Origin of the sequence: Parvularcula bermudensis HTCC2503, assembly GCF_000152825.2 — a bacterium.
GTDB classification, from domain to species: Bacteria; Pseudomonadota; Alphaproteobacteria; order Caulobacterales; family Parvularculaceae; genus Parvularcula; species Parvularcula bermudensis.
The window spans coordinates 1,538,980-1,565,302 of the sequence record NC_014414.1 but is presented as its reverse complement, the minus strand read 5'-3'; the positions used below and the strand labels follow the sequence as shown (position 1 = coordinate 1,565,302).

General features: G+C 60.5%; 25 protein-coding genes and 1 tRNA gene. 10 read left to right on the top strand and 16 right to left on the bottom strand.

Translation table 11 applies throughout. From position 1 onward, the window contains the following. Window positions 1–4: 4 nt before the first annotated feature. The 5 genes from PB2503_RS07370 to PB2503_RS07345 form a co-directional block, all read right to left on the bottom strand. Window positions 5–721, bottom strand: a complete 717-nt coding sequence (locus PB2503_RS07370) for a flagellar hook-basal body complex protein (protein WP_013300607.1) — start codon at window positions 719–721, stop codon at window positions 5–7. Continuing rightward, window positions 721–1,578: a flagellar motor stator protein MotA gene (gene motA, locus PB2503_RS07365; protein WP_013300606.1), complete on the bottom strand. Its 858-nt coding sequence runs from the start codon at window positions 1,576–1,578 to the stop codon at window positions 721–723. The genes PB2503_RS07370 and motA overlap by 1 nt, the downstream gene beginning before the upstream one ends. A 133-nt stretch (window positions 1,579–1,711) precedes the next feature. Then, the gene (locus PB2503_RS07360) at window positions 1,712–2,221 is read right to left on the bottom strand and encodes a magnesium transporter MgtE N-terminal domain-containing protein (protein WP_013300605.1); all 510 of its coding nucleotides are present in this window, start codon (window positions 2,219–2,221) and stop codon (window positions 1,712–1,714) included. Continuing rightward, window positions 2,218–3,573, bottom strand: a complete 1,356-nt coding sequence (locus tag PB2503_RS13950; RefSeq protein ID WP_013300604.1) for a hypothetical protein — start codon at window positions 3,571–3,573, stop codon at window positions 2,218–2,220. Before PB2503_RS13950 ends, PB2503_RS07360 begins: the two co-directional genes overlap by 4 nt. A 19-nt stretch (window positions 3,574–3,592) precedes the next feature. After that, the gene (locus PB2503_RS07345; RefSeq protein ID WP_013300603.1) at window positions 3,593–4,090 is read right to left on the bottom strand and encodes a flagellar basal body-associated FliL family protein; all 498 of its coding nucleotides are present in this window, start codon (window positions 4,088–4,090) and stop codon (window positions 3,593–3,595) included. Between the two features lie 123 nt (window positions 4,091–4,213). Between PB2503_RS07345 and fliF the strand changes: the two genes are divergently transcribed. Genes fliF through PB2503_RS07325 form a run of 4 tightly spaced genes read left to right on the top strand, consistent with a single transcriptional unit; the run spans window position 4,214 to window position 7,949 of the window. Continuing rightward, window positions 4,214–5,725, top strand: a complete 1,512-nt coding sequence (gene fliF, locus PB2503_RS07340) for a flagellar basal-body MS-ring/collar protein FliF (RefSeq protein WP_049781995.1) — start codon at window positions 4,214–4,216, stop codon at window positions 5,723–5,725. Between the two features lie 24 nt (window positions 5,726–5,749). After that, window positions 5,750–6,022 (top strand): FliM/FliN family flagellar motor switch protein, encoded by a 273-nt coding sequence (locus tag PB2503_RS07335; RefSeq protein WP_013300601.1) that lies wholly within the window; start codon window positions 5,750–5,752, stop codon window positions 6,020–6,022. Then, complete coding sequence (gene fliP, locus PB2503_RS07330; RefSeq protein ID WP_013300600.1) at window positions 6,022–6,762, top strand: flagellar type III secretion system pore protein FliP; 741 nt, start codon at window positions 6,022–6,024, stop codon at window positions 6,760–6,762. The genes PB2503_RS07335 and fliP overlap by 1 nt, the downstream gene beginning before the upstream one ends. Further along, window positions 6,759–7,949, top strand: a complete 1,191-nt coding sequence (locus PB2503_RS07325; RefSeq protein ID WP_158305833.1) for a FliG C-terminal domain-containing protein — start codon at window positions 6,759–6,761, stop codon at window positions 7,947–7,949. Before fliP ends, PB2503_RS07325 begins: the two co-directional genes overlap by 4 nt. On the opposite strand, the gene PB2503_RS07320 is transcribed toward PB2503_RS07325, so the two are convergent. The 5 genes from PB2503_RS07320 to PB2503_RS07300 form a co-directional block, all read right to left on the bottom strand. Next, on the bottom strand, window positions 7,936–9,039 hold the full coding sequence (locus PB2503_RS07320; protein WP_013300598.1) for a flagellar basal body P-ring protein FlgI: 1,104 nt from the start codon (window positions 9,037–9,039) through the stop codon (window positions 7,936–7,938). The genes PB2503_RS07325 and PB2503_RS07320 overlap by 14 nt on opposite strands. Continuing rightward, window positions 9,039–10,028, bottom strand: a complete 990-nt coding sequence (locus PB2503_RS07315) for a flagellin (RefSeq protein WP_013300597.1) — start codon at window positions 10,026–10,028, stop codon at window positions 9,039–9,041. Before PB2503_RS07315 ends, PB2503_RS07320 begins: the two co-directional genes overlap by 1 nt. After that, the gene (gene flgK, locus PB2503_RS07310) at window positions 10,028–11,473 is read right to left on the bottom strand and encodes a flagellar hook-associated protein FlgK (RefSeq protein ID WP_013300596.1); all 1,446 of its coding nucleotides are present in this window, start codon (window positions 11,471–11,473) and stop codon (window positions 10,028–10,030) included. Before flgK ends, PB2503_RS07315 begins: the two co-directional genes overlap by 1 nt. Before the next feature lie 7 nt (window positions 11,474–11,480). Next, a complete protein-coding gene (locus PB2503_RS07305; RefSeq protein WP_013300595.1) occupies window positions 11,481–12,821 on the bottom strand; it encodes a flagellar hook protein FlgE in 1,341 nt (446 codons plus the stop codon). A 108-nt stretch (window positions 12,822–12,929) separates the two neighbouring features. After that, window positions 12,930–13,694: a flagellar motor protein MotB gene (locus PB2503_RS07300; RefSeq protein WP_013300594.1), complete on the bottom strand. Its 765-nt coding sequence runs from the start codon at window positions 13,692–13,694 to the stop codon at window positions 12,930–12,932. A 122-nt stretch (window positions 13,695–13,816) separates the two neighbouring features. Between PB2503_RS07300 and PB2503_RS07295 the strand changes: the two genes are divergently transcribed. Together PB2503_RS07295 and PB2503_RS07290 are read left to right on the top strand one after the other, a co-directional pair. Beyond that, window positions 13,817–14,746: a FliM/FliN family flagellar motor C-terminal domain-containing protein gene (locus PB2503_RS07295; protein WP_013300593.1), complete on the top strand. Its 930-nt coding sequence runs from the start codon at window positions 13,817–13,819 to the stop codon at window positions 14,744–14,746. A 77-nt stretch (window positions 14,747–14,823) separates the two neighbouring features. After that, window positions 14,824–16,023: an amino acid aminotransferase gene (locus PB2503_RS07290; RefSeq protein WP_202944360.1), complete on the top strand. Its 1,200-nt coding sequence runs from the start codon at window positions 14,824–14,826 to the stop codon at window positions 16,021–16,023. 49 nt (window positions 16,024–16,072) lie between these two features. On the opposite strand, the gene PB2503_RS07285 is transcribed toward PB2503_RS07290, so the two are convergent. Both PB2503_RS07285 and PB2503_RS07280 read right to left on the bottom strand, forming a co-directional pair. Then, the gene (locus PB2503_RS07285; protein WP_013300591.1) at window positions 16,073–16,975 is read right to left on the bottom strand and encodes a CHAD domain-containing protein; all 903 of its coding nucleotides are present in this window, start codon (window positions 16,973–16,975) and stop codon (window positions 16,073–16,075) included. A gap of 43 nt (window positions 16,976–17,018) precedes the next feature. Next, window positions 17,019–17,092, bottom strand: a tRNA-Gly gene (locus PB2503_RS07280). 267 nt (window positions 17,093–17,359) lie between these two features. Here PB2503_RS07280 and PB2503_RS07275 point away from each other — a divergent pair. Both PB2503_RS07275 and PB2503_RS07270 read left to right on the top strand, forming a co-directional pair. After that, entirely contained in the window at window positions 17,360–18,295 is a 936-nt protein-coding gene (locus PB2503_RS07275) for a radical SAM protein (protein WP_013300590.1), read from the top strand. A gap of 29 nt (window positions 18,296–18,324) precedes the next feature. After that, window positions 18,325–18,993 carry a DUF938 domain-containing protein gene (locus PB2503_RS07270; RefSeq protein WP_013300589.1) on the top strand — a complete coding sequence of 223 codons (669 nt, stop codon included), beginning with the start codon at window positions 18,325–18,327 and terminating at the stop codon, window positions 18,991–18,993. Here PB2503_RS07270 and rsmD read toward each other — a convergent pair. Further along, window positions 18,990–19,559, bottom strand: coding sequence for a 16S rRNA (guanine(966)-N(2))-methyltransferase RsmD (gene rsmD / locus PB2503_RS07265; RefSeq protein ID WP_013300588.1), 570 nt, complete (start codon window positions 19,557–19,559; stop codon window positions 18,990–18,992). The two genes, PB2503_RS07270 and rsmD, sit on opposite strands and share 4 nt — an antisense overlap. Before the next feature lie 10 nt (window positions 19,560–19,569). Continuing rightward, window positions 19,570–20,319: a pseudouridine synthase gene (locus PB2503_RS07260; RefSeq protein WP_148235225.1), complete on the bottom strand. Its 750-nt coding sequence runs from the start codon at window positions 20,317–20,319 to the stop codon at window positions 19,570–19,572. Window positions 20,320–20,462: 143 nt separating this feature from the next. Between PB2503_RS07260 and PB2503_RS07255 the strand changes: the two genes are divergently transcribed. Next, window positions 20,463–21,113, top strand: a complete 651-nt coding sequence (locus tag PB2503_RS07255; protein ID WP_041534939.1) for a YiaD family glycine zipper/OmpA-like lipoprotein — start codon at window positions 20,463–20,465, stop codon at window positions 21,111–21,113. Window positions 21,114–21,260: 147 nt separating this feature from the next. On the opposite strand, the gene PB2503_RS07250 is transcribed toward PB2503_RS07255, so the two are convergent. After that, on the bottom strand, window positions 21,261–23,045 hold the full coding sequence (locus tag PB2503_RS07250) for an acyl-CoA dehydrogenase C-terminal domain-containing protein (protein WP_013300585.1): 1,785 nt from the start codon (window positions 23,043–23,045) through the stop codon (window positions 21,261–21,263). 297 nt (window positions 23,046–23,342) lie between these two features. Between PB2503_RS07250 and PB2503_RS07240 the strand changes: the two genes are divergently transcribed. After that, complete coding sequence (locus PB2503_RS07240; RefSeq protein WP_083811007.1) at window positions 23,343–25,469, top strand: SEL1-like repeat protein; 2,127 nt, start codon at window positions 23,343–23,345, stop codon at window positions 25,467–25,469. A 72-nt stretch (window positions 25,470–25,541) separates the two neighbouring features. On the opposite strand, the gene PB2503_RS07235 is transcribed toward PB2503_RS07240, so the two are convergent. Next, entirely contained in the window at window positions 25,542–26,270 is a 729-nt protein-coding gene (locus PB2503_RS07235) for a metallophosphoesterase (RefSeq protein WP_041535432.1), read from the bottom strand. Between the last annotated feature and the right edge of the window lie 53 nt (window positions 26,271–26,323).

Genomic DNA, 26,323 nt, shown 5'->3' with positions numbered 1-26,323 from the left:
TCCCTTACCCTTGCTGTCTCATTGCATCGATGAGCGTGGAGAGCCGCTCATGCTCCTGGTCGGCCATTTTTTGACCGGCCTCATACATCCGCTGGGCGAGCATCAATTTAGCGAATTCCGCCACCGGCTGGACATTCGACCCTTCGATAAATCCCTGAAGAACACGCCCCTCTTCGAAGACGGCATCCCCATCGGGAACTCTCCACAGATTATCGCCGACTCGCTCGGGTTCGCCAAGAGGCGTATACACACCAATCTTCGCGAAGATCTCCCCATCGACGCTCAGTGTACCGTCCTGCCCCACACCGACACTCACCGCATCGGGCGGAATGGTGATCTCACCACCCCCCTCGTCAAGCAACGGATTGCCTGCGGGATCGACGATAACACCCTCGAGATCGGTGGTGTAGGAGCCGGCCCTGGTCAGGCGTTCACCTGCGGGGGTACTGACTTTAAAAAAGCCCTCGCCCTGGATCGCGAAATCATAGGTGCCGCCGGTTTGCTTCAGCGGCCCGCTCGCATAGTCCGTCGATTGTCCGACAAACCGCCCCATTGAAAGGCTTGTCGCGAGCGACCGCCCCTCACTCACATATTCTGAAAAAATAGCGCCCTCGGACTTGAAACCGGGGGTCGAGGCGTTTGCGATATTATTCGCGATCATCTGAACCGCTTTAAGCAGACCTCCCTGACGGGAAACCAGAGCGACGGAGTTATCGGGCATTAAGCTGCGCCTTTGAGTGCTTCTTCGAGTTCGTTAAACGAGGGACGCATGACAGAGGGGACGTGACGACGGCCGACTTCAACGCAAATATTCGGCGCATGTTTGTGAAGGCTGGAGACCAGCACCTCACGGATCAATTCGTAGAATTGGTGCTCTTCTTCCCGCACCGCCTTCATTCGCGCCGCAAAGGGACCAACAACAGCATAGGAAAGGAAAACACCGAGGAACGTCCCGACAAGGGCGCCGCCGATCATCTTTCCCAAGACTTCGGGCGGCTTGTCGATCGAGGCCATGGTCTTAATAACCCCAAGCACCGCCGCCACAATCCCAAGAGCGGGCAACGCATCGGCCACCTGCTCGACGGCGTGCGCGCCGTGCATGCTCTCTTCTTTTTTCTGATCGAGCTGTTTTTCAAGCAACTCCTCGACCTGATGGACGTCATCAAAATTGAGGAGCATGGAGCGGATAGTGTCGCAGATCAGCTCAACCGCCCCTTTATCCTTGGCGATTCGAGGATAGCGACCAAAGATCTCACTCTCCCCCGGCTCTTCGATATGTTTTTCGACATCCACCGGACTTTCTCTGAAGACGACGATCAACTCGTGCATCAGACAAAGCAATTCTTGATAATCCTGCTTTTTCCATTTCGCCCCGGCGAAAGCGGCCACCAGATCACCGCCCGCATGCTTGATCCGGGTGAAGTCATTTGCGGCAAGAAACGCCCCGACGGCCGCCCCGCCGATCATCATCATTTCGTAGGGAAGACTGTGGAGAATGATGCCCAGCTTGCCCCCGGCGAATAGATATCCGCCGAAGACCATGACAAGCGTGACCACTAGTCCGACAATAGCAAGCATGATTAACTTCCTGATCAAATTCCGTGTAAAAAGAGTTAATCACCACAACTCGACGATTAACCACCGGCACGGACAGACTAGCTGGTGCTTTCCCAATTTTCGGTAATCATAAGAAAAAGAAACTGGAGAGCGCCTAACTCGACGACTTCTCCAAAAGGGCGCGGGTCACCGCAATCGCCGAATCCGACGGCATCGCCTCCAGCAAAGCCGCAGCTGCGGGCGCGGGCATCGCCTCGACAAAGGCGGCGGCTTGATCGGCACTCAAGGCCATCATGATCTCGGCCGCCTTATCGGCAGGAAGGCGAGCGTAAAGCGAGGCCAGCTCCTTGTGGGCTGTCCCCTTTGCATTGGCGAGACGCAACGCTTCTCGGCTCAAGGCCTCGCGCTCAGCCCGAAGTTTTGCCGCCTGACGGGTCAGCTCGGCCTGTTGTCCGGCGATCTCCGCCTCATAGTCCTTAACCCGCCCCTCTTCGTTGACCGCGACCGAAATCCCCTCGGGCACGGACGCCTTCACCGAGGAAGAGGCGCGCGGTGCAAAGCGCTCGGCCGCTTCCGGCAAGGCCTCGGCGGCCACGAGAAACTGTCCCACCGCCACAAGACCAAATGCACAGGCATAAGCGGGGAGGATACGTCCTTTGGTCATGACGCCTGAACCTTCTTCGTGGGTTTGTCAGTGGGGAAAGGATTTTTTGTCAGACCGGATCCTTTGGGATCCGCAGCCGCGCGACGGAGCTCCGCCTTTTGCGCCAGACGCCGGGCCAATTCGGCCACTTTAGGCGAAGGCCCTCCGATCGCGCCTCCCCCGCTCTCGGCCCGCTTCGCCGCAGCGTGGCTCTCAATTTTCTTTGCCAGGGCCTTTGCCGCCTCGGATCGGTTATCCGTTGAGGCAGCCGCCCTTCCCTCGGCTTCCGCCTGAAGGGCGACAGACGACGCGACCTCCGACTGCTCAGACCGCTTAGGCTGCTCGACGCTCTCGGACAACCGACGGGCTGCCCCCTCTACGGCCTCGACCTTTTGCCGCTCCTGCTGACGCAACCGGGAAAGCCGCGCCGCAAGGCGCTCCGTCGCCTGCGCGTCAACGGACGGCTCAATCTCCAACGGGGCCTCCGCCTTCGATGTCTTCGCCTGTTGCACCCGATCAGCCCCCTCACTGCGAGGGGCAGGCGTCACGGGCACCGCCGCCTCTGTAGCGGCGGACGACGGGGTCGTGCCCCCTTCTTCCTGTTGCCGGTCCGTGCGCATCTCGACCTTTTCGGCGGAGATGGTCGCATGAGCATTGGCGTCTTGCGCCGTGACCGATGCGTCCTTTGACGGCGTCGTCCGTGCTGCGCCGTCATTCTCTCCTGCCAGAACGACAGCCTCGACCGCCGCCTCGACCTCGGTTTCCGAAAGAGGCGCAGACGTCCTGTCGCTCACCACCGCCTCAACCGCGGGGGCCGCAACGGGGGATTTGCCCGAACGAGGAGACTCCACATTAGCGTCCGTCGCACGAGGTGTCGCCGATTCATTGGCCGACCGCGGCGCTGACGACGGGGTCGCAGCCACCCGACCGGCGGCAACGGGCTTCTGCTCCGCAAGCGTCACAAGCTGACGGTTCATCATCTCACAGACCATGGTGGCGTCGCGAAGAACCGTACGAAGCTCCGTTTGACGGCCCTCCATCAGCTTACGAATATCGGTTTCCTGACGCTTGAGGTCCTTCACGATGTGACGGGACTGGGTATCCATCGTCTCCAGCATAAAATCGACACGCCCCTCGGCGTCGCGGGCCTTCCCGATCGTCTCCTCAAGACGGACCGTCGCCTCGGCCGCCTCCTTACGGAGCCTGCCGAGCTGCGCCTCAAGGGAGCCGACCGATTGGGTCAGATCCACAAGGGCTTTCCCAACGCCCTTACGGAGATTTTGAAGGGCGCGAAGCCGACGGCTCAACGACCAACAATAGAGCGCCGCGCAGGCTGAAATAACCAGCAACGCGACATCAAAAATAATTTGCATACCACCAAGCTCCCTGCGGTCACCGCATTACGAATTCGGTGACGAGCACGTTATAGACGGTGTCGGGACCCAGAGTGGCCTGCGCTTGATCGAGCAGAGACTCCTTGAGGGCCGGCATTCCGTCAGGATCCGTTATTGTCGTCAACTCAACCTTACGCAGCCGTTCGAGCAACTTGTCCCGAAGCCTCAAATGCTCCGATTCGGACAATTCCACTGCATCCGCAGGGCGGCCCAAAGCCACCGACATCCTAAGATGCTTCGCCCCAGCGTCAGGCCCCAAACTGACGGTAAAAGGCTCAAGAGCGACATATTTTGCCGTGCGTGCCTCAATTTCTTCCGGCGTTAACGGCTCGGCCGTGAACCCCGCGCAAGCAGCCGCATCCACAGGTGGGGGCGGGGCCGCCGCAAACCAGACCATCCCGAATGTCGAGGCGGCGGCGACCACGGACAGAACCCCAGTAAAAAGGAATCCGCCCCCCTCCTTTTTCGGTTCGACCTCTTCAGTTTCTGCCGCCATCGGAATGTCCCTCGTCACGGTTGTTGGGCTGCTGCCAAAGGTAAATGCCAATGGAAGGTAAACGGTTTGTTAAGCAACAATGCCTAATCGTTAAACCGCACAACTTAATCGGGTAGAGTAGGCATGAACCAAGCAACGGTACTGAAGACGTGGCAGTCCTTGACTATACGCCAGCGATTGATTGCCGGGGGCGCCGCCATTGCGGCGACCATCGGCCTGTTGGCGATGGTGTTCATGGCGGGCGGGCGAACCGACGCCCTCCTCTTTTCAGGCCTTAGCCCAGCAGCGTCGGGCGATATTATCGGTAAGCTCGACGAAATGGCGGTGCCCTATACGATCGATGGATCGGCGATTTACGTCCCCGAGGGCGAGCGCGATCGTCTACGGTTGGAATTGGCCCGGCTTGGCATGCCGCCGGCGGGGGGCGCCGGCTATGAGATCCTCGACGACCTCAATGGGTTTTCCACAACCTCTGATATGTTCGACGCGGCCTATTGGCGGGCAAAAGAAGGAGAACTGACCCGTACAATTTTGGCGATTCCCACCGTTACCGCCGCAAGAGTGCATCTTGGGGTGACTCGCCAATCGGCCTTCCGCCGGGCACGGCTCGATAAGAGCGCCTCGGTCACGGTGGAGGCGTCGGGAGGGCTGTCGAAAAGTCAGGCACAATCGATCCAATATCTAACGGCTCTCGCCGTACCGGAGCTTCGGCCCGAATCCGTGGCCGTCATCGATACCGCCCGCGGGGTGATCGCCGGTCCCGGCGCGACAGGTGATGAATCCCCGATGGGCGATGAAATCGACCGTGAAGATCGGCTCGCCTCGCGCTTGACCCATTTGCTTGAGGCGCATGTCGGCCCTGGTAATGCCCGGGTGTCCGTCGCCATGGATATCGACCGGCAATCGATCGCGCAAAAAGAGCGAGTCATCGACCCCGACTCGCGACAAATTGTCAGTCGCTCGATTTCCGAGGAATCCGATGCCGAATCCGACGCCGATATCCCTGTGACCATTGCCAGCAATCTTCCCGATGGAGACGCTGCCGAAGATCCCGAAGAGGCCGGGACGCGATTGGTCAAGCGGCGTCGCGACGAAGAAGTCACCTATACCGGGACGGAAATCGAACGCGTCATCGAAACCGCCGCCGGGACGGTCCGCCGTCTGTCCGTCGCCGTGCTCCTCAATGAGCGGTATACGGTGAACGAAGAAGGGGAGACCGTTCCCGCCCCCAGATCTCCCGAAGAGGTCGAAGCCCTCGAAACGCTCGTCGCCAACGCGGCTGGTATCGAGGATGAGCGGGGCGACCGTCTGGCCATTCGTGTGCTGCCCTTTGAGGGAGAGGAGCCCCAGCTGGTCACGGCGCCCGGCTTCGTTGAGGCCCATGTCATGCCGCGGGCGGTCGACATCGCGCAGTTCAGCGTGCTTGCCCTCCTGGTCGCGAGCATCGCGTTCTTTGTCCTTCGTCCGGCACTCTCGCCGAAAACGCCCTTTGCCCAGGCCGAAATCGCCGAGGGCGAAGACAAGCTGGAAAATCTCGACGCGGCCGAAGTGCTGACGATGTTGACAGAAGAAAACCCTGACGATGCTGCAGCCATCCTCGACTCGTGGTTCGAAGAGGATCGTAGGGTCGCATAACCCCTTTTACGGAAAGGATCGACGATGAGCGATAGCGCCAAGGCTCAGAACAAGCAGCCCCTTTATGATATCGAGCTTCCCGTCAGCGTCGTTGTAGGGCGTATGAAAATGTCCCTCAAAGAGCTTAGCGAATGGGCGCCCGATACTGTGGTTCCGCTTCTTTCGCGAGCGGACGAACCGGTGGAACTGGTCGTCGACGGCCAAGTCATCGCCACAGGCGAGCTTTGCGAAGGCGATACGGGTCCTGAAAGTCTCGCTCTTCGGATTCTCGATCTGAAAGAGGAAAACGCGGAATAGTGCGTCTGGTCTCTCTGATCATTATTGCGGGCGCGCTGTTGCTTAGTCCCGCCGTCGCGCAGGAGGCCCCCTCTTTCGTCGAGGGCTTACCGGATATGGGTGGCTCCCTGAGGGGCGACATCATCCCGCTCCTGTTGACCGTCACGGTGCTGAGCTTGGCACCGGGCATATTGATGATGATCACCTGTCTGCCGCTGATGGTGATCGTCTTTTCATTTCTGCGTCAGGCACTGGGCATCCCGCAATCGCCGCCCAGCATGATGATTATGGCTTTGGCCTTGTTCCTCACCTTCTTTGTGATGGAACCTGTCTTTCAGCAGGCGTGGGAAGCCGGCATTGCCCCCTATCAAGAGGGCGAAATCGATGAACAGACCGCCTTTCGCGAGGCCATAGCCCCATTTCGGGTGTTTATGGAGGCCAGGGTACATGACTCCACAATCGCTGCTCTTTCAGAGTCTCTCCCAGAGCGCTGGGATGAGGATGTGATGGAGACCGTCCCGCTTTCATTGCTGGTGCCGTCCTTCATGCTGTCGGAGATCAAAACGGCCTTTCAAATCGGCTTTGCGGTCTTTCTCCCCTTTCTTGCCATCGATCTCGTGACCGCTGCGGTCTTGATGGCGATGGGGATGATGATGGTCCCGCCGGCCGTTGTCTCCTTACCCTTTAAGCTCGCTTTCTTTGTCATGGCGGACGGATGGACCAAACTTTCCGCCGCCCTTCTCAGAGGCTATGCCGGATGAGCCAGCTCCCCACGCCCGCATCTTCCGCCCTCCCCGCGCGCCGGAATGACGAGGGGGATCGTCCCTCAAAGGGTGAGGGGTCCAGAGGGTCGATGCCCGCCGCGATTAGCGGTCAGGGAACAGATCAACAGGTGGTTCCCTCCCCCCCCAATAAACCTCGTCTCGATCGGCGACCCGGCGAGAAAGCCGCTGCCGTCCTCGCTTTGTTGAGTGAAACCACGCTGCAAAGCCTGCACGGGAAATTGTCCGACGCACGCAGGGATCAACTGGTGGAAAGCCTCTCCGGGCTTCGCGCTGTCTCTCCCTCGGAGCAAAAATTGTTGGTGCGTGAATTTGCCCAACGCCTGAAAGAAGAAAAAGTGTCTGTCCGCGGCGGAACGTCACTCGCCTCAAAGCTCGGCACCCGCCTTTTCGTCGAAGACGAACCCGACTTTGACCCGATCGAGATGGAGCCGGAAGAAGAGATTAATCCTATCGGCGAGGGGGTCTGGGGAGAAGTCTCAAAGCTGCCAATCGATGTGCTTGCGGACTTTTTAAACTCCCGCCCCCCGGCGGTTGTGGGAATCGTCCTTGCCTCCTTGTCGGCCGACCGCTCAAGTGAACTGGCGAATGCCCTGACGATCGACCTCGTTAAAGCGAGCCTCAAACATATCGGCATGACGGGGAAACCGAGCGCGCTCGCCGTTGAGGCGGTTGAGGCCCTGATGCAGCGCGACCTCCTCGATACGCTCGGCGATACAGGGGAGAAAGATAACAAGAACGCGATCAGAGTTGCCGATATCCTGAACCGCGTCCCCTCTCGCTATCGTGATACGATCCTTGAGGCGATCCGGAGAGATCTCGACCCTGAGGAAGTCACGCCCATTGCAAGCCGTGTCCTGAACTTCACAGCCCTCGAAGATCGGGCCCCCCGTCAGGTCGTCCCCCTCCTGTTCAGAGAAATCGAATTGCCGGTATTGTTGACGGCGATGAAATATTCCGAATCGCAATCCAAGCCGATGACGGATTATCTGTTGGGGAATATTTCGCAGCGTTTGGCCGATCAATATCGCGAGCAACTCGCGAAAATGCCGGCGCCGGCCGAGGATCAAGGCGAAAAAGCCCAGTCGGACGTTGTGTGCCGTGTCATGGAAATGGTCGAGGACGGGCGTATTGAGCTGGCGCCGACGGACGCTACTGAAGCATAAGCTCCGCGTGCAGCGCACCGGCAACCTTCAAACTCTTCAGGATGTCGATGGTTTCCCTCGGGGTGACCCCAAGGGCATTGAGGGCCGAGACCAAGTCAGCCAGGCTGACCGTCTCCTCGATCAGCGCGACATTGCCCGTCGCCCCCTCGTTCACATTAATCGTTGTCCGCGGCAGAATGGCCGTTTCCCCCTCCCCGAACGCATTCGGTTGTGAGGCAACGGGGGTTTCGGCGATGGCGATCGAGAGATTGCCTTGGGCAATCCCCACCGAAGAGAGACGAACGGCCGAGCCCAAGACGATGGTCCCGGACCGTTGGTCGATCACGACACGCGCAGGCGCACTCGGACGAATGGCCATTTGTTCAATCTCGGACAAAACCCGCGCGGGATTTCGTCCAGACGGCAGGGTCAACTGCACGGTCCCAGGATCGGTGATGGTCGCAGCCCCCGCCCCAAGACGAGCGTTCAGGGCATCTTCGATACGAGCAGCCGTGGTAAAGTCGGGGGTCTTGAGAGCGAGGTTGATCGTCTGCATCCGGCCGAACGCGAAGTCCACTTCTCGCTCCACCCGGGCCCCCGCGGGAATGGTGCCCGCTGTCGGCGTCCCTTGGGTGATCGATGCGGCCTCGCCCTCGGCCTGAAATCCACTGACCAGAACCGGGCCTTGAGCCACGGCGTAGACATCGCCATTGGCGGCCGTCAGCGGCGTCATCACCAATGTCCCGCCGGTCAAGTCATCCGCATCCCCGATGGAGGACACAGTCACGTCGATTTCCGAACCAGTCCGCGCGAAGGCCGGCAGTTCTGCGGTGACCATCACCGCGGCCACGTTATCGGGACGAAAATCTTCGTCCTGAACGTTCACGCCAAGGCGCTGAAGGAGGCTGGCGAGAGCTTCCTCGGTATAGGGCGAGTTCCTGACGGTATCGCCCGTACCGTTGAGGCCGACCACCAACCCATATCCGATCAGATCGTTGCCTCTGACCCCTTCGACGTCGACAAGGTCACGCAAGGCCACCTCGGCCGAGGCGACCCCTGTCATCATCAAGGTAAGAGCGGTGGCGCTGGCCAGAAGGGATTTAAGCTTCATCACAATACGTTCAAGAGACTGAGCCGTCCTAGGCGTGCCGTTAATTGATACGCTGCTTGCAGCTGGACTTCCAGTCTTTGCACGTTCGATGCCGCTTCGAAGGGGTCGATCCCGACAAGCGCATTCTCGTTTTCCTGAAGAAGCCGCTTCTCTTCGGCGGCAAGGCCTTCGGCCAAGGAAACAAGGTTTGTCTGCCGCCCGACATCCGCTTGAAGCGAGGCGATCCCGGTCTTCCCGGAAACGATTTGCGTTGCCGCATTCTCAACATAGGGCGTATCGACATCGGCGGGCAGGAAAGCTAACCGCGTCAGCCCCTCGACAAGGGTTTTAATCGAAGGGTCGTCCGCCTTAATCGAATAATCGACCACCGCGCCATCGGGCAGGCGAACCGAGGCCGCTTCTCCGTCGCCCCCCGTGTAAATACTCGTATCGAATGTTCCGCCATCGGCGAAAAAGGCTGTAATCGTCGTATCGATCGTGGCCTGGTCGGTCGCCCCGCCCAAGGCGGCTTCTACGGAGGCGAGGAAGGTCTCAACATCGGTCAAGGCCACCCCTGTCACGTCATCTCCTGCGAACAGGGCGCGCCCCCCTTGCTGGGAATTCAATGAGGTGAAAACCGATTCCAGGTGGCTGCGGGCCGTAGCGCTCGTTTGGCTACGTCCGACCTCACCATTGATCTGTGTATCAACCAGCGCTCGGGTCTCGAATTCACCGATCGTCGTTCTGACCGATTTCAGCGCGATATCGATCTGGCTCAGCCGGTTGGAGGTTATCGACAGGCGGGAGCCCGCTCGGTCAATATCGTCGATCGCCTTTGTGATGGTGTTGTATTCACCGGCACGGGAGCCAAGAGAGCTGACGAGGTCTTTTACCCGCCCGGTGACGAATTCCTGGCTCACGCGGTCGAGTTCCTGGCGGCTGGTCTGGATCGCCCGACTGAATTGCGACAGACGAACAAAATCAGGAAGTCCATTGACGATATTGGTCATCAGCCGAGCCTCATCAGTATATCAAGCATTTCGTCGATCGTCTGGATGACGCGGGCGTTGGCGCCATAGGCCTGTTCGATCAACAGGAGCTGTTGCAATTCACGGTCGGTATCGACACCGATGATCGCCTGCTCCTCTTCGCGCGCCAATTGCGCCCGTGTGCTGGCGTAAAGGGCATCGTCCTGTGCCTCGGCATCGGCCTCCGTCACCGCGGCATTGACCTCGGCGACGAGATCCACGGCGCTGGCATTGCCATTGATCCCAAGGGCGGGAGGTGCCGCTCGCTCCGCCCCAAAGGCGTCGATCAACCGATTAAGCTGATCGCCGTTCCCCGAGGGGGCGGGGGCGGTGGCCCCGATGCCCGCTTGGATGCGATAGAGCTCCCCTCCCTCATCGGGATCAACGGCGGCGTTCAGCTCCAGCGCTTCTGCAATGCCGACATAGCTGGCCGTCGGGGCCGTCGTGTTGCCGTCGGTGAACAGACCGGCATCCGTCGAGGCAATGGTCGGATCGACCGTGTCCCCCGCAAAGCGGGAAACGAGATCGAAGGCGAGGCCATCGAGTTTGTCCTGAAGCCCCGGAACGGTGACATCCCGCGCCTCAAACAACGCCCCGATGCGACCACCGGAGGATTTATGCGCCGCGCTACCGGTCGGCGTAATGTCGACCCCGTTCACTGTCAGTCCCGACAACGGCGCCCCCAGGACAGCGGTCCGCCCGATCGCGCCGGTGGTCGAGAAGGAGATTTCCCGCGCCGTCGTATCCAGCAGGAACTGCCCCCCTTCACTGATCAACTTCAACTGACCGCCGCGGTTTTGCGCCGTGACCGGAATGATCTCGTTGATTTCGTCGACCAGTTTTTGCCGCTCATCGAGGATCTCGGGGCTGATCCGCGCCTCTGGCAAACCATTGATGTCTTCGAGGCGCTCAAGCTTCTCGTTCACCTCATTGACCAATCGGCCAATCTCCTGATCCGCGTCACGTCGCAGATCGTTGGCATCCTGTGACGCATTGGCGAAGACCCGGATCAGATTTTGAGCGGAGTCGGCCACCTCGGCTTGGAAGATCGACGATTCAGGGGTGGCCGCCGCATCCCTTAACGACGCCTCGAACCGGTTATAGGCCCCGAACAATCCGTTCTGCGCCCCAGGCTCCCCGACAATCTGTGTGAGGGATTTCGCCGTATCGGCCGTCTGGGTCGCAAAACTGTCGGCCGCTTCGAGTCTGATCCGTGTGGATGTCAGGACGGGAGACGTAACACGCTCTGTTCCGACGACGGAAACACCAATGCCGGTGCTGCCGACCACGCGTTCGGAAAGAACGACGTCCCGCCGAGAATAGCCCTCGACGGTCGCATTCGCGATATTCGAGGCTGTCGTCTGGGCGCGGATCGATGCCGCGGCCAGACCTGAATTGGCAATGGAAAGAGCGCTAGAGAAGCTCACGGATCACCTACCTCACGAGGCTGTTGGTTTCTTGGAGAATCTCATCGACGGTCTGAATGATCTTAGCGTTCGATGAGTACGCACGCTGGGTCTGGATAAGCTGGGTCAGCTCATTGGCGACGTCGACGGTGGATTCCATCAAGGAGAAACCCGCCATCTCGCCGGTCGGACCATCCCCGGCATCCCACAGATAAAGATCGCCCGATGACTGCGACACCTTATAGGCGGAAGCATTCGCCGCCTCCAGGCCATTGAGATTGGGCACGTCGGCCACGGGGATCTTGTAGAGGGTCCGACGGAAACCGGTGTCGAACACCGCATCGAGATTGCCTTGGCCATCGACCTCAAAATCAAGCAGGTTACCGATCTCTGCCCCGTCCTTGGTCAGAGAATAAGGCGAGAAATCTGCCGCCAATTGGGTCAGGCCGGCATTATCGTTCGGACGTCCGATAAAGATATTCACCTGTGTCCCGCTTTCGACCGTCACCGGCAGGGTCCCGGTGGTGCTGTCATAGACGCCGGTGGTGGTGATGGACGTGGTGGGATCGGTGGCGGAACTTGCATTGATCGATTCAATCGCCCCACCGTTCACCGGATCGTCGCGGAAGGTCACATCGAACGTCCCGATACTGACTTCGCTGCCGGAAGCATTATCGAAGATCTCCGCGGTCCAGTTATTGGTCGGCGCCCCCGAAACCGGCGGCTGCGGCGTAAATTCTACACGCAAGACCTGCGCCCGCCCGAAATTGTCGAAATACTCGGTGGTGATCTCATAGGCGCCGGTGGTGGCCCCGGCCTCGGTCGCGGCGGCGGGCAGGTTAATGCCGAGCCCGACATTTTCCGTCGGTGTCGCCGTGAAATTCGAGACGTTCACACGAACCGGTTCCAGCGATTCGGTCGACTGCCGCGACACCGTCCCGATATCTCCGTTGGAGTCGGCAGGGAAGCCAAGCAGGAAGAGACCGCTGGTCGTCCGCAAATATCCATCTTCGTCAGGCGTGAAAGAGCCGGTCGCGGTGAGCAGCAATTGCCTCTCCGCGGTCACCGCCTGCGCGCCATCCTGGTTGGTCACCGGCAACAGGCCCCGCCCGGCAATCGCCAAATCGGTCGCATTGCCCGTGCCGATCAGCGATCCCTGATCGTCCACATCGATGTAAGGGGTCGCCCGTACGCCGCCCGCGGAATAGGCATTTGGTCCGCTGTCGATGACCAGCGATTGAAATTCCGCGACCGCTCGCTTGTACCCGATGGTCTCGGAGTTCGAAATATTGTCGGCAATTGCCGCGAGCTTGACCGCATTGGTGGCCAGGCCTGCAACACCCGCATTGAGAGATGAGCTAATCGACATCCGAGACAACCTCGCGTTCTAATTGGTGACGCGATTAGTCTCGTTAGTTACGGTTAACGGATCGTTGCCGTCCGACACTTGCCGAAAATAGTTTGATCCGCTCCCTGTTCAGCGATCCAACAACACGATGGCAATCCGCCGGTTAGCCGGATCTGCCGGATTGTCCGTGATGGGCTCCCGGTCGGCGCGTCCGGTAATTTCCGTCAAGCGGCTATCGTCGACCCCCGCCTCGATCAGCAGGCGGCGCGCCGCATTGGCTCGATCCGCCGATAGTTCAAAGTTGGAATAGGCATATCCCTGATATTGCCGAGAGTCCGTGTGCCCTACGATCCTGATTTTTTTACCGCCGGCCGCCACGGCGCTGGCGGCGGCTTTCACCAAAACCCGCAATTCCGGCGAAGGGGTGGAAGACCCGACGGGAAAGAGCGATTTCCCCTCCGCATCGATCAACTGCACCACGATTCCTTCGTCCGTGACCGTCACCCGCACGCGCTCATCGGCATCGTCGAGGCCGCTGGCCTTCGCCATTTCCTTCACTGAACTTTCAATCGCCTTGGCTTCCCGGCTCTTCGGCGTTGAATCCGCCGGATAAAGAGCGCTTCTGGACAATGTATCCTCGGTCAGGACACTGTCCCCGTTGAGGGCATCCTTCCCGCCCCCCGACACGGGCGAGACCGGCAGCGTTGGGGCAAAATAGTCCGCAATTCCCTTTCGTTGTTCTTCTGTGGTGGCGTTAAGGAGCCACATCAGGAGAAAGAACGCCATCATAGCCGTCACGAAATCGGCATAGGCGACCTTCCACTGGCCCCCATGGTGACCGTTCACCACCGTGATGCGCTTGCGCTTGATAATTGTCGGATTGTTATCGGACATACCCTTTGGCCCCACACTCGAAGGCGACTAATCATTTTCCTTATGCCATGGGGACGTAAAGTTGCCTTTAACCGGCACAGTCGATCCTAGGGACTAGTCTTTAATCAATGAGGTCAGCGACCATGCCGTCTCCGGGTCTTACGCGCCATCTTTCCGCCCCTTTGCGCATGCCCCAATTCCTGGCCCCGGCGCAGCAATTGGCTGAGGAGGCGCTTGTCGATCTCTGTCAATTGGTGGGAGAATTCCTCGACACCAAGGTCAAGCCGGAGAGCTGCGAGCTGAGCCGCGTGGCCCCCAGCTATCCTGATGAGGGTGTGTGCCTCGATGGTATGAGTTTCGGCAAGCCGATGATCCGGCTCGTCGTGCCGCGCGACTGCGCCAGCGCGATTTGCGGCGCGATTTTTCAAGGGTCGGTCTCGGAACCGGCCATTGAGCGGTCGATCATGCGATCGCTGGCCGACAAAATGTCGCCGGTCTTCGGGGTCATGGGGAGCGGCGGAAGCTTTGTGTGGCAGGAAGCCGATCCCGAGATTTTCACAAATCGCCCCGTTCTGCGGGCGGCAATGAAAATGATCACCCTCGATGGCACCGAATTGAGCTGGCATCTCGACATGACGCGGGAATTTACCGACGGCGCCTTTCGCCCAAGTGCGTCGCTCTGCCTCTCTCACCTCTCTCAGTTCGCCTTTACGGCGGAGGCTCTGGTCGCCAAGCCGCGTCTGTCCATTACCTCCATCCTTGCGCTCAAAGCCGGGGACAAGCTGCAATTGCCGGGGGCCAAACTTGAGGCGGTGACCGTGGCCGTCCCGACGGCCAAATCCGCCCTCTCCCTTGCCAAAGGCGAACTCGGCACCATCGAGCAACGCCGCTCCCTGCGATTGACCGAGATCCTGGATCCAGGCGAGGGCGCGGATATCGGAACGCCAAGCATGGGCAATGGCGGCTTCGCCCTCGCGGACGCTCACGACGCCCCGGCTGTCGAAAGCGAGGCGGAGGAGAGCGGTGAGACGGACGAGGACGATTTCTCGATTCCGATGAACATCGCGCTTTGATCTGCGCCGATGCCTTCTCTTCTTAAGGGGGCCTAGCGAAGGGGGACGGGGTGCTCTAGACCACCCCTCCATTTGAAGTGAGCGATAATATTATGGCGCTGTTCGACCGTTTGGATCCCCGCCCCGCCGACCCCCTATTAGGGCTTCTGGCCGCTTTTCGCGCGGATGACAGAACGGACAAAATCGATCTCGGCGTCGGGATCTATAAGGACGATGCGGGCCGCACGCCGATCATGGAAGCGGTGCGCGAGGCGGAAACGCGGCTGGCCAAGAGTGGCGAGACCAAAGCCTATGAGGGCAGCCGCGGCAATGTCGCCTTTGCCGAAGCCATCGAAGCCCAGATCCTCGGCACAGAGCGAACTACCCCGCGGATCAGCTTTGCCACCCCGGGCGGTTGCGGCGCCTTAAGCCTTGCCTTTTTTCTCTATCACCGCCTGAACCCCGAGGGACAGGTCTGGCTGAGTGATCCCACCTGGCCAAACCACAAACATATCGCCACGACCGCCGGCGTTCCCCAGCGCACCTACCCCTATGCCGAGCCGACGGCCCCTGGGGTCGATCTCGACCGAACCCTTGACGGTCTCGCCGCCGCCAATCCGGGCGATGCCGTTCTTCTTCAAGGGCCGTGTCATAACCCGACCGGCATTGATTTAACGACGGATCAATGGGCGGAAATCGGCAAGTTCGTCGCCGAGAAAAAGCTCATTGCCCTGATCGACGTTGCGTATCACGGCTTCGCTTCCTCCCTCGAAGGGGACCGGGCAGGGATCGCCGCTTTTCTCGATGCGGCGCCCGAGGCATTGATCTCTTATTCGTGTTCGAAGAATTTCGGTCTCTATCGCGATCGCGCCGGCTGTCTCATCGCCGTGAGTGAGACCGAGCGCGCGGCCGAGGCGATTGCAACGCATATGGCCGATATCAGCCGCGCCCTCTGGTCGATGCCCCCTGCCCACGGTCCGGCCATTGTCGCGGAAATCCTCGGCACCGCCGACCTTGAAGGGCAATGGCGGCGAGAATTGACCGAGATGCGGGAACGGATGCTCGATTTGCGCCGGGGGCTTGCCACAGCGCTGCGGCCGCGCGGGAACACCTATGACCCTGCCGTCCTGACAGCGCAAAATGGCATGTTCTCACAACTTCCTCTGACCAAGGAGCAAACTGTCGAGCTGCGCGAAAAGCATGCGCTCTACATTCCTGGTTCGGGCCGGATCAATGTGGCTGGGCTCTCGCCTGCGATCATTGACCGGGTGGCCGAAATCCTGTCGCCCTATCTTTAAGGGATCGACGCCTCCCCTCCCTTAGGCTCTCTTCCTTAGGCCCTCTTCCTTAGGCAGGAGCGGAGACCCGTTGCCATTGCGGGGACACCTCCTCGATCAGGGCCGGGCTGACCTCGCCGAAAAAGGGCTCCCCCCGCGCAAAGGCGCGGTCTTCGAGCAGACGCTGGCGCGCGCTGAGGACGGGGCCGAGCGCCTCATCGGCGCGCCCCCCATGCGCGCCCCCGCGCTCCGCCAAGAGCGTCATGATGACATGCAAATCATGATGTTCGCCCAAATCGGCGCAGACCGCTTCCAACGGGGCGAGACGCGGCATGACAGCCATGGGGGCAATCTTTTTAAGGAGGCGAAGATGGAGCCAATGGGCCTTTGCCCATTTGCGCCATTCATGGACGTCTTCGACATCGCGTCCCCCCCAGGCAATGGCAAAGGTCTTTGAGGCTTTTTTGTGCACCTTTGTCAGGCCGGCAATCACCGTCTCGCCGCTGTCGGGACGCACCTCCCATGCGGGCACCCGCGCCAGAACCTGAAGCAGATCCACCCGACTTTCCTCCACCGCCTGTCGGATATCGTCATCGCGAATGGACTGCCGAGCCTCGATGAGGGCCGACCTTAGGGACGCCAAAGCGCCTTCTCCCAATCCCGGACCCCATTCCGGCTGGGTCGCGGCGACGCGATCAAAGACGATCAGCCGGGCGGCGGCATCGCGATAGGCGCCAAGACGCTTCGCCGCGGCTTTGATCGCCTCGTTCTCCAGGGGATACGCCTCAAGACCGGGCCGAACCAGGCGCAACAGCGCCCGCAGTTTCTTGCATCGCTTCCTGGTCTCATGAACCTGGTGGTCAACCGAAGGGTTGGTCTCCATCGTCTCGAGGGCTCGCTCGATCTGAGCGGTGGCAATGCGCCGGACCCCTTCGGTGAGGGTGGGATCCGTGGCGGCAAAACTGAAGGACATCGGCGATCCTCCTTGACTGGGTGGGTCTCGGTGAGCGGTGAAATGGAGCGGGTAACGGGAATCGAACCCGTAACTTAAGCTTGGGAAGCTCGCGTGATACCTTTTCACCATACCCGCGGTGGAGGGTCGCGATATATGCCCCAACCCTGCGCCGGGGACAAGGGGCGATTGGGGGGGGGCGATTGGGGGGCGATTGATTGGGGCACCCGGCGAAGGGGACGCGGCCTGCCACTAAGGCAGAGGCCCCATAGGCGCTGCGACGACATCCCCCCCAAAAGACGTCCCCCCTCCCGCCCGAAGGGTGTAACGATTGACGCTCAGCCGCCGAATGCTTGAGAGAATGACCATGACGGGGCACGACGCGCTGCGCCGAGAGGAGTTTACATGGCCGACGGGGATTTGCCCGCAGAGAAATTCAGTCATCCTCACTTGACGGCCAAGGGCGAGACCCGGGCCTGGGTGCCGCTTCGGCAGCTTGAGACCCTGTGGCTGAACACAGGAACCCTGTGCAACATTGCCTGCGAAAATTGCTATATTCTCTCAAGTCCGCAGAATGACGATCTGGTTTATCTGAGCCGTGATGAGGCGCGTCCCTATCTCGACGAAGCGCGCGAAATGGGGGCCCGGGAAATCGGCATTACCGGGGGCGAGCCCTTCATGAACCCCGACATTATGGGGATCCTTGAGGATGCGCTCGACCGTGGATTCGATGTCCTCGTCCTGACCAACGCCATGAAGCCGATGATGCGCCCACGGATCACTGAAGGACTGATGGCCTTGAGCGATGACCACAAAGCGCGACTGACCCTCCGCGTGTCGATGGACCACCATGACCGCGCGCATCACGATGTCGAACGCGGCGAAGGCAGCTATGCGGCGGCGCTGATGGGTATTGAGTGGCTTGCCCGGAACGGCTTTTCCCTCGCCATCGCAGGACGCTCGATTTGGGGGGAGGACGAGGCCACCGCCCGCCACGGCTATGGGGAGATGTTGGAGACGATTGGCGTCTCCCTCGATGTCATGGACCCAAAGCGCCTCGTGATCTTCGCAGAAATGCGGGAGGAGGACGATCCCCCCGAAATCACGACCGGGTGTTGGGACATTCTCGGCAAGCGGCCGGACGAGATCATGTGTTCGTCCTCGCGGATGGTGGTCAAACGAAAGGGAGCGGCCCATCCGGTGGTCCTCTCCTGCACCCTCATAGCCTATGATGAGCGCTTTGAGATGGGGCGGACACTGAAGGAGGCATCGAGGTCCATATCGCTGAACCATAAATGGTGCGCGACCTTTTGCGTTCTTGGGGGGTCAAGCTGTAGCTGATTGACCCTGCGCGTCCTGGAGGAGGAGCCATGAGCGACGATCATCAACGCGGTCCCGACGGGAAAGAGATCGCCCTTGAGGCGCGGTCCCAGCGCGCGGGCAAGCTCGTCTCCCCCTCGGTGGCCCGGAACAAAGAGCCGATTGCCGCCGCCTTTGCCGACACGATGCCTCAGGCCGGGCACATTCTCGAAATTGGGTCCGGCACGGGCGAGCATGGTATGACCCTGACCGCCCGCTTCCCCGACCTTATCTGGCAGCCCTCGGACCCCGATGACAATCATCGACACAGCATCGACGCCTATGCCGCCGATACCCCGCGCCTCCTTTCGTCTCTCCCTCTCGATGTAACGGATGACGGTTGGTGGCAGGCCGCCCCCCTCTCCGCTTACGACGGGGTAGTATCGATCAATATGATCCATATCGCCCCCTTTGCGGCGGCAGAGGGGGTGTTCCGGGGCGCTGCAGCCCTGCTTTCCCCGGGATGCAAATTGTTTCTTTACGGACCGTTTTCCCGGCGCGGCGAAATGGCGGACAGTAATCGGCGCTTCGATGCTGATCTCAAGCGGCGTGATCCCGCTTGGGGCGTGCGAGATCTCGATGATCAAGTGCAGCCCCTTGGCGCCCGTTTTGCCCTTCACCTGTCCACGGTGACGGAAATGCCGGCAAATAATTTGTCCGTGGTTTTCGAAAAGGGCTAAAGCCCCTCCTCCACGATCAGAAACACGATCTTGGTATCCCCGAACCGGCGCTCATCGTCGAGCGCGTAGCCTGTCACCTGGGGCGTTTCGTCCGTTTGCGCCATTTCGGCAACCACCAGTGCCCCCGTCGCCATCCACTGACCGGACCGCAATGCGTCAAGCGCCGGGGCGACGAAGCCTTCTCCGTAGGGTGGGTCCAGGAACGCAAGATCAAAGGGCGGCCCCATCCCCGAAGGCTTGGGGCCGAGGGCGGTGGCGGAGCGGCGATGCAGCCGGGTTCGTCCGGCAAGGCCAAGCGCCATCTGGTTTTCCCGGATGGCGCCCCGCGCCCCCGCCGCAATGTCGACGAAGAGACAAAAGGCACCGCCACGGGAGATCGCTTCAAAGCCCAAGGCCCCCGAGCCGGCGAAAAGGTCGAGGATACGGGCCCCCTCGAGGCTGAGATCGGCGCGATGGGTCAGGATATTGAACAGGCTCTCCCGCGTCCGGTCCGTGGTCGGACGGGTTTCTCTGCCTTTCGGCGCGACGAGAGGGCGCCCCCCGAGGGCGCCGCCGACTATGCGCATTGCGTCCCCCTCATCGCCCGGCGATCAGACCGAGGCTTGCGGCGTGTCGCCTCCCCACTTGCTCGATCAGCTGTTTGCGCGGCACTTCCTCGACCTCTCCTTCGGCGAGATGACCGAGCTGGAATGGGCCATAGCTGACCCGAATGAGCCGGTTCACTGTGAGACCCAGATGACGACAGATCGCCCGCACCTCACGATTTTTGCCTTCGGCAATGGCGACGGTCAGCCATAGATTGTCCCCCTGACGGCGGTCGAGCTTGGCCTGTATGGGACCGTAGCGGACCCCTTCGACGGTCAGGCCCTCGCTGAGACGGCCAAGACTGCCCCCCGCGAGACGGCCATAGGCCCTGACCCGATAGCGGCGCTTCCACCCTGTTGAGGGAAGCTCCAGAAGGCGGGACAACCCGCCATCATTTGTCAGAAGCAAGAGCCCTTCGGTGGTGAGGTCCAATCGGCCGACAGACAACACCCGTGGCAAGTCAGTGGGCAAGTTGTCGAAGACCGTCTGACGTCCCTGTGGGTCCTTATGCGTCGTCACAAGTCCCGACGGCTTGTGATATCGCCATAGGCGCGGCGCCTCGGGTTTTCTCAACCGACTTCCATCGACGCGGATATCTTCATCACCGGTGACCAGGGTTGCTGGCGTCTCGACGGGGCGACCGTCAATCGTCACCCGTCCTTCCGCGATCAATGTCTCCGCCCCCCGGCGCGAGGCCACGCCGGCACGCGCCATGACTTTGGCCAGTCGTTCGCCTTTCATCTCCTCGTCCAATTCGGTCCGTTCCCTTCTGTCGAATTGCCCCCTTGCCAGGGGGGCTGCTTTTCTGGCTTGAAAGCCGCACCGACGCTTCCCAAACGATGAAGGGGCTGTCCTTCGCAGGACGGCGTAGTGAGGATTTGAAAATGAAGAAACTGGCAATTTCCGCGATCGCCCTTGCGGCACCGCTCGTGATTTCGGGCTGTACGACTGATCCCTATACTGGGGAGGAGAAAGTTTCCAATACCGCTCGCGGTGCGGGGCTTGGCGCCCTTGCCGGTGGGGTCATCGGCGCGATTGCCGGTGATGACGAAGCCGCTCTGGCCGGCGCGGCGGCGGGCGCCGCCCTGGGCGGGGGCATCGGCGCTTATATGGACCGGCAGGAGCAAGAGCTTCGTCGTGAATTGGCATCGACCGGGGTCCGGGTTCAGCGCGTGGGCAATGATATTCGGCTGATCATGCCGGGCAACATCACCTTCGCCACCGGCCAAGCTTCTGTCCGGCCTGAATTCTATGCCACGCTGAATTCAGTGGCCAAAGTCATCGAGCGCTATCAGCAAACGGCGGTCTTGGTCGAAGGGCACACAGACAGCGTCGGAACGGAAGACTCTAACGTCCAGCTCTCCATCGCCCGCGCCGAAAGCGTCGGCAATTATCTCGCCGCTCAGGGCGTCGCCGTGCCCCGGATTCGCGCCATCGGTTATGGCGAAAGCCAACCCGTGGCCTCCAATGGCACCGATAGCGGTCGCCAGCAGAACCGGCGGGTCGAAATCCAGTTGAGCCCGACCCAAGTCTGAGGCGACGCGGCACCTTCACCTGGCCATTGGCCTGATCCCCCGGCATGGCAACACGCCGGGGTTTTTCGTGACCAACGCCCCATCCCTCTTCACAAAAAAAGCCGGGCACAAAGGCCCGGCTTTTCGATTCATCTTCCCCTTAAGGGATCAGAACGCCTCTTCGGGCATCGACATCATGGTGTCGGCGCCGGTCTTCAGGCGGGTCAGGTGCAGCGTGGAGGTCGGCAACATCCGCTCAAAGAAGTATTTCGCGCCGATGAGTTTGGCGCGGTAATGAGGATCTTCCTCCTCTTTGCCTTCGGCGGCTTTGACCATCATCAGCCACATATACGCCATGGCAAAATGGGCGAAGAGGTGGAGGAAATCGTGGCTCCCGGCCCCTGCATTGTCGGGATTTTTCATCCCGTTCATCGCCAGCCATTGGATGCCTTCATTGACCTGCTTCTTGGTCTCGAGGGTCTTCTCGATATAGCCGTCGAGCACGTCCGATTGGCCTTTGTGGCTTTCAGCCCACTCATCGACTTCCTTGAAGAAGGTCTGCCAAAGGCGTCCCCCCTCGGCCATCAGTTTGCGCCCAACGAGGTCGAGGGCCTGAATGCCGTTCGTCCCCTCATAGATCATGGCGATCTTGGTATCGCGCAGGAACTGAGACATGCCCCATTCCTCGACATAACCCGAACCGCCAAACACCTGCATCGAATCGCAGGTGCCTTCAAAGCCCTTATGGGTGTTGAACGCCTTAATGATCGGCGTCAGGAGACCCATATAATCTTTGGCTTTTTGACGGGTGGCCTCGTCCTCGGATTTATGCGCGAGATCTTCGTGCAACGCCGCCCAATAGGTGAGCATCCGGGCCCCTTCGGTAAAGACCCGCGTATCGAGCAGCATCCGACGCACATCGGGGTGGACAATGATCGGGTCAGCCGGCTGATCGGGGGCCTTCGTGCCGCTGATCGAGCGCATTTGCAGCCGATCCTTCGCGAAGGCCGCGGCATTTTGATAGGCGACTTCGGCAGCGGACAGACCCTGCAGCCCGACGCCGAGGCGCGCTTCGTTCATCATGATGAACATGGCACGCAGGCCTTTATGCTCTTCACCGACGAGATAGCCAGTCGCCTCGTCATAGTTCATGACGCAGGTGGCGTTGCCATGGATGCCCATTTTTTCTTCGAGGCCGCCGCACACAACGTTGTTCCGCTCCCCCAAGGAGCCATCCTCGTTGACCATGAATTTCGGCACGATGAACAGGGAGATCCCCTTCACCCCATCCGGGCCGCCGGGAATTTTGGCGAGCACCAGGTGGATGATGTTGTCCGACATGTCGTGCTCACCGGCAGAGATCCAGATCTTCTGACCGCTGATCTTATAGGTGCCGTCATCCTGCGGCTCGGCCTTGGTGCGAATGAGACCAAGGTCGGTCCCGCATTGCGGCTCGGTCAGGTTCATCGTCCCTGTCCATTCACCGCTGGTCATTTTCGGCAGATATTTTTCCTTCTGCTCGTCGGACCCATTCATGTAAATCGCTCGCCAGGCCCCACCGGAAAGGCCGGGATACATTGCAAATGCCTGGTTGGCGGAAGAGGTCATCTCGGCGACCGCATATTGCAGCACCAAGGGCAGGCCCTGGCCGCCATATTCTGGGTCCATCGCAATGGACATGAAGCCCGCTTCGCTGAACTGCTTATAGGCGTCTTTAAAGCCGGTCGGCGTCGTGACCGACCCGTCATCGTGGCGCGTACATCCTTCGGTGTCGCCGACGCGGTTGAGCGGGGCGAGAACATCACGGTGCCATTTGGAAGCTTCTTCCAAAAAGGCGTCGATCACATCCGGCGTCGCGTCAGCGAAGCCAGGCAAATTCGAATAGCGCTGAATGTCGAGGACGTCATGCAGCAGGAACTGCATGTCGCGGGTTGGGGCGTTATAAAACGGCATCTGCCACTCTCCTCCATGGGGACACGATTGTCCTTCTCAGACCGCCTTTCCCAAACAATCTCTCCACTGTCTAGTCCATGTGTCAGATCAGAGTGGCGACATAGTTTCGCGATGGGGATTTTTGTGGCCTTGCACTTGTTTGAGAACACCCCGACCACGAGCATCAAATAAACGTGATAAGATCTTGATCCATTAACAGAGATTAATTCCTTGTTAACGGGATCAAACGAGGGTCGACGGTGGAAACGAGGCCGCTGCCGTCGACGACTTGGTGGGGCTGCGGACAGAGAGCGGACGATGAAATCTAACGTACCGTGGAGCGTCAAAGGTATTGATCCTGAGGCAAGGGTGGTTGCCAAGGAGGCGGCGCGGCGCGCGGGCATGACGCTTGGTGAGTGGATGACCTCGATGATTAACGAGGTCGGGAACGAAGCCGGCGCGACATCCGGCACAAGCGGATCTGTCCCCACCGGGGTCTCCCCCGAACAGCTCCGCGCGGTTGTCGACAGTCTCAACCGCCTCAATGAACGCCTGAAAAATACCGAAGACCAGGTGAAGAAGAGCGATGAGCGGTCGCGGGAGGCGGCTCAGGGCTTGAACACCGCCGTTGAAACCGTGTTCGAGCGTCTCAAACGGATTGAGCGTGAGCGGGCCGAGGGCGGCGCCCCTGCCCCCGAGGCGCAGGCCGCCACTGCCCCCCGTGAGAGTGATCGCGAGCGGATCGAAATCCTCAAATCCCTCGAAATTGCGCTTTCGGGCATGATCGAGCAATTCGAGGCGACCCGTGATGAAGCCCTGTCGCGGGTGCAGCAGAACGAAGCCGCCGTCCGTCAGCTTGAGACCCGGGTCAGTCAGCTCGACAGCCGCCTCACGCGCGGCTTCGAAGAGGTCTATATCGCCCTTGATTCCATTGACGGTCAGTTGGACGATGCCGAAGCCGCCGCTCGGGCGGTTCTGACCGAAGCCCAGGCCGCCTCGGAATCGTCGGACGCCGAGTTCATTGAGCGGACCGGTCGCAAGCTTCAATTGCTCGGCAACGAGATCAAACGCTCCGGTGATCAGATTGCGGCGGTCGAGAAGATGGTGATCTCCCTCGCCACCGAAATCGAAGCGGCGGAAGAGCGCTCGGCCAAAGGGATCTCGGATATCAGCCGCGATCTCGACGATATCCGCGAAGAGCTTTCCGAATTTGGGGTGAACGCCCAGGAATTGGCGGCGGCGAAGACCGATGCGTCCGGCTCCTCCATCGAAGCCTTGCAACGCTCCTATGACGAAATCGTCGCTCGTCTGAACGATCCCGACGCGGCCTCGGCCCCCCTCACCGCGCGGAGAGAGCCCTCGCACTCTCAGGCCCTCACCGATGACGATCGGGATTTCGACGAAGTTCTCGGTGAGGGGCCGATGGCCTCCCCCGCAGAGTCGGCCGAGGAGGCAGGCTCGCCTGAGGAAAGCGCCAAGGCGCAGGAGAAAATCCTCCAAGCCGCCAAATTGCGCCAGGAACGTCTCGAAAAAGAGCGCCAGAGCTTCGTTGACGAGGCCCCCGGCCAGGCCGCGCCCACCCCCAACGGTCCCGCTACTCCCCGTGTCAATTTCGACGAAGTGAGCGACAATGTTGAGCCGAGGGCCCCCGGCCGCCGGTTTGCCAGCTTCTCGCTCCTCTCGATCCTTGGGGTGGTCGTGGTCGCGACGATCGCAATCGCCGCGCTGTTCCTGCGCGGCGGGGACACCTCGCCGACCCCTCCCACGACCGAGCCCGTTATCGCGGCGAATGACCCGTCCACCGCCGACCCCACCCCGCCGCCGCCCGTTCAGGAGGGGCCGAGCGATCTGGCGGTTCGTCTTTATACGGAGTCGAAGCAATTGCTGAGCGGCCAGCCCACCGAGGCCGAAAAAGCCCAGGCGGCGCAATATCTCAGCCGGGCGGCGGATGAGGGCTATGCCCCCGCCACCTATCGCCTCGGTGAATTGTATTTTGAGGGCGAAGGCGTGCCGCAGGATCTGAGCGCTGCGCTGAGCGCATTCCAGTCCGCTGCACGGGCGGGGAATGTCCCGGCGATGCACCGCCTCGGAACCCTCGCCATCGAGCCGAGCGTCAACGGTCAGAACGTTGAGGAGGCGCTCACCTGGTTTGAACGCGCGGCAGCCTTTGGCTATGTCGATAGTATTTATAACCTTGGCTATCTATTCGATCCGACGACGGAAGGCTATCTGCCGGAGGATTTGCGGGACGCGGAGCAATCCTATTTCTGGTATCGCATCGCTCAACGTCTTGGGGACTCGATCGCGGCTCAGGACGCCCAGGCAGTCGGCCAAGCGCTGTCGGCGGAAACCCTGGCAAGCCTCGATGACCGGGTCGCAAACTGGCGCCCCCGTGTGGCCGATGTCCAAGCCAACGACCGCTATCAAGCCCTGAACGGCAACTGATCTCGGCACTTGGGGGGAGCGCTTGCGGCAACGCCGAGAGCCGTTGTCGCCTCCCCTTCGCTTGAAAAGGCACTAGCTGGTCAGGAAGCGCCGATCCTCCCCATCAAGGACCACTGCCGTCAGTTGAGACGACCAGACGGCCCCTGTGTCGACATTGATTCGCCACGACAAATTGTCGGGGGCATCGACAGGGGTGTGACCATGGACGATCACCCAATCGCCGAAGCTCTTCGGATTGGCATTGAAAAAGCGATCCCTGATCCACAGGAGATCCCGCTCGATCTGTCGATCAAACGGCAAGTCTGGGTTCAGGCCCGCATGGACGAATTGGTAAGGCGCGGCGCGATGGAAGAGCTCAAGATCCAGCAAAAAGCGAAAATGATCGTCGGGCAACGCCGCGGCGAACGCATCGCGAAGGGCCTTGATGTCCTCGAATTCGTCCGTGTCGAGACCGTAGCTCAGTAGCGTGGCATCGCCGCCCCACCCCAACCAGCTGGCCATCTCTTCGGGGGCGGCGAGAAAATCGAGAAGCGCCTCTTCGTGATTGCCCTTCAGGAAGACGCAATCGGAAAAGCTCTCCCGCACCCCGATCAGGCGGTCGAGCACACCGGCACTGTCAGGACCGCGATCGATATAATCCCCAAGGAACACCAGACGCGCGGCCCGTCCGTCGAGATGCTCGCTGATCTTCGGCAGCAATCGATCGAGGAGATCGAGGCGACCGTGAATATCACCAATGGCAACGAGAATCTTGGCGGATGGGGGCAGCTGAGTGTCGTGAAGATTTGCCGGTTCGCTCATCCCGCCTCTTTGGAAAATTCCCCCGTGCAGCGCAATCCATTCCCGAACATTCG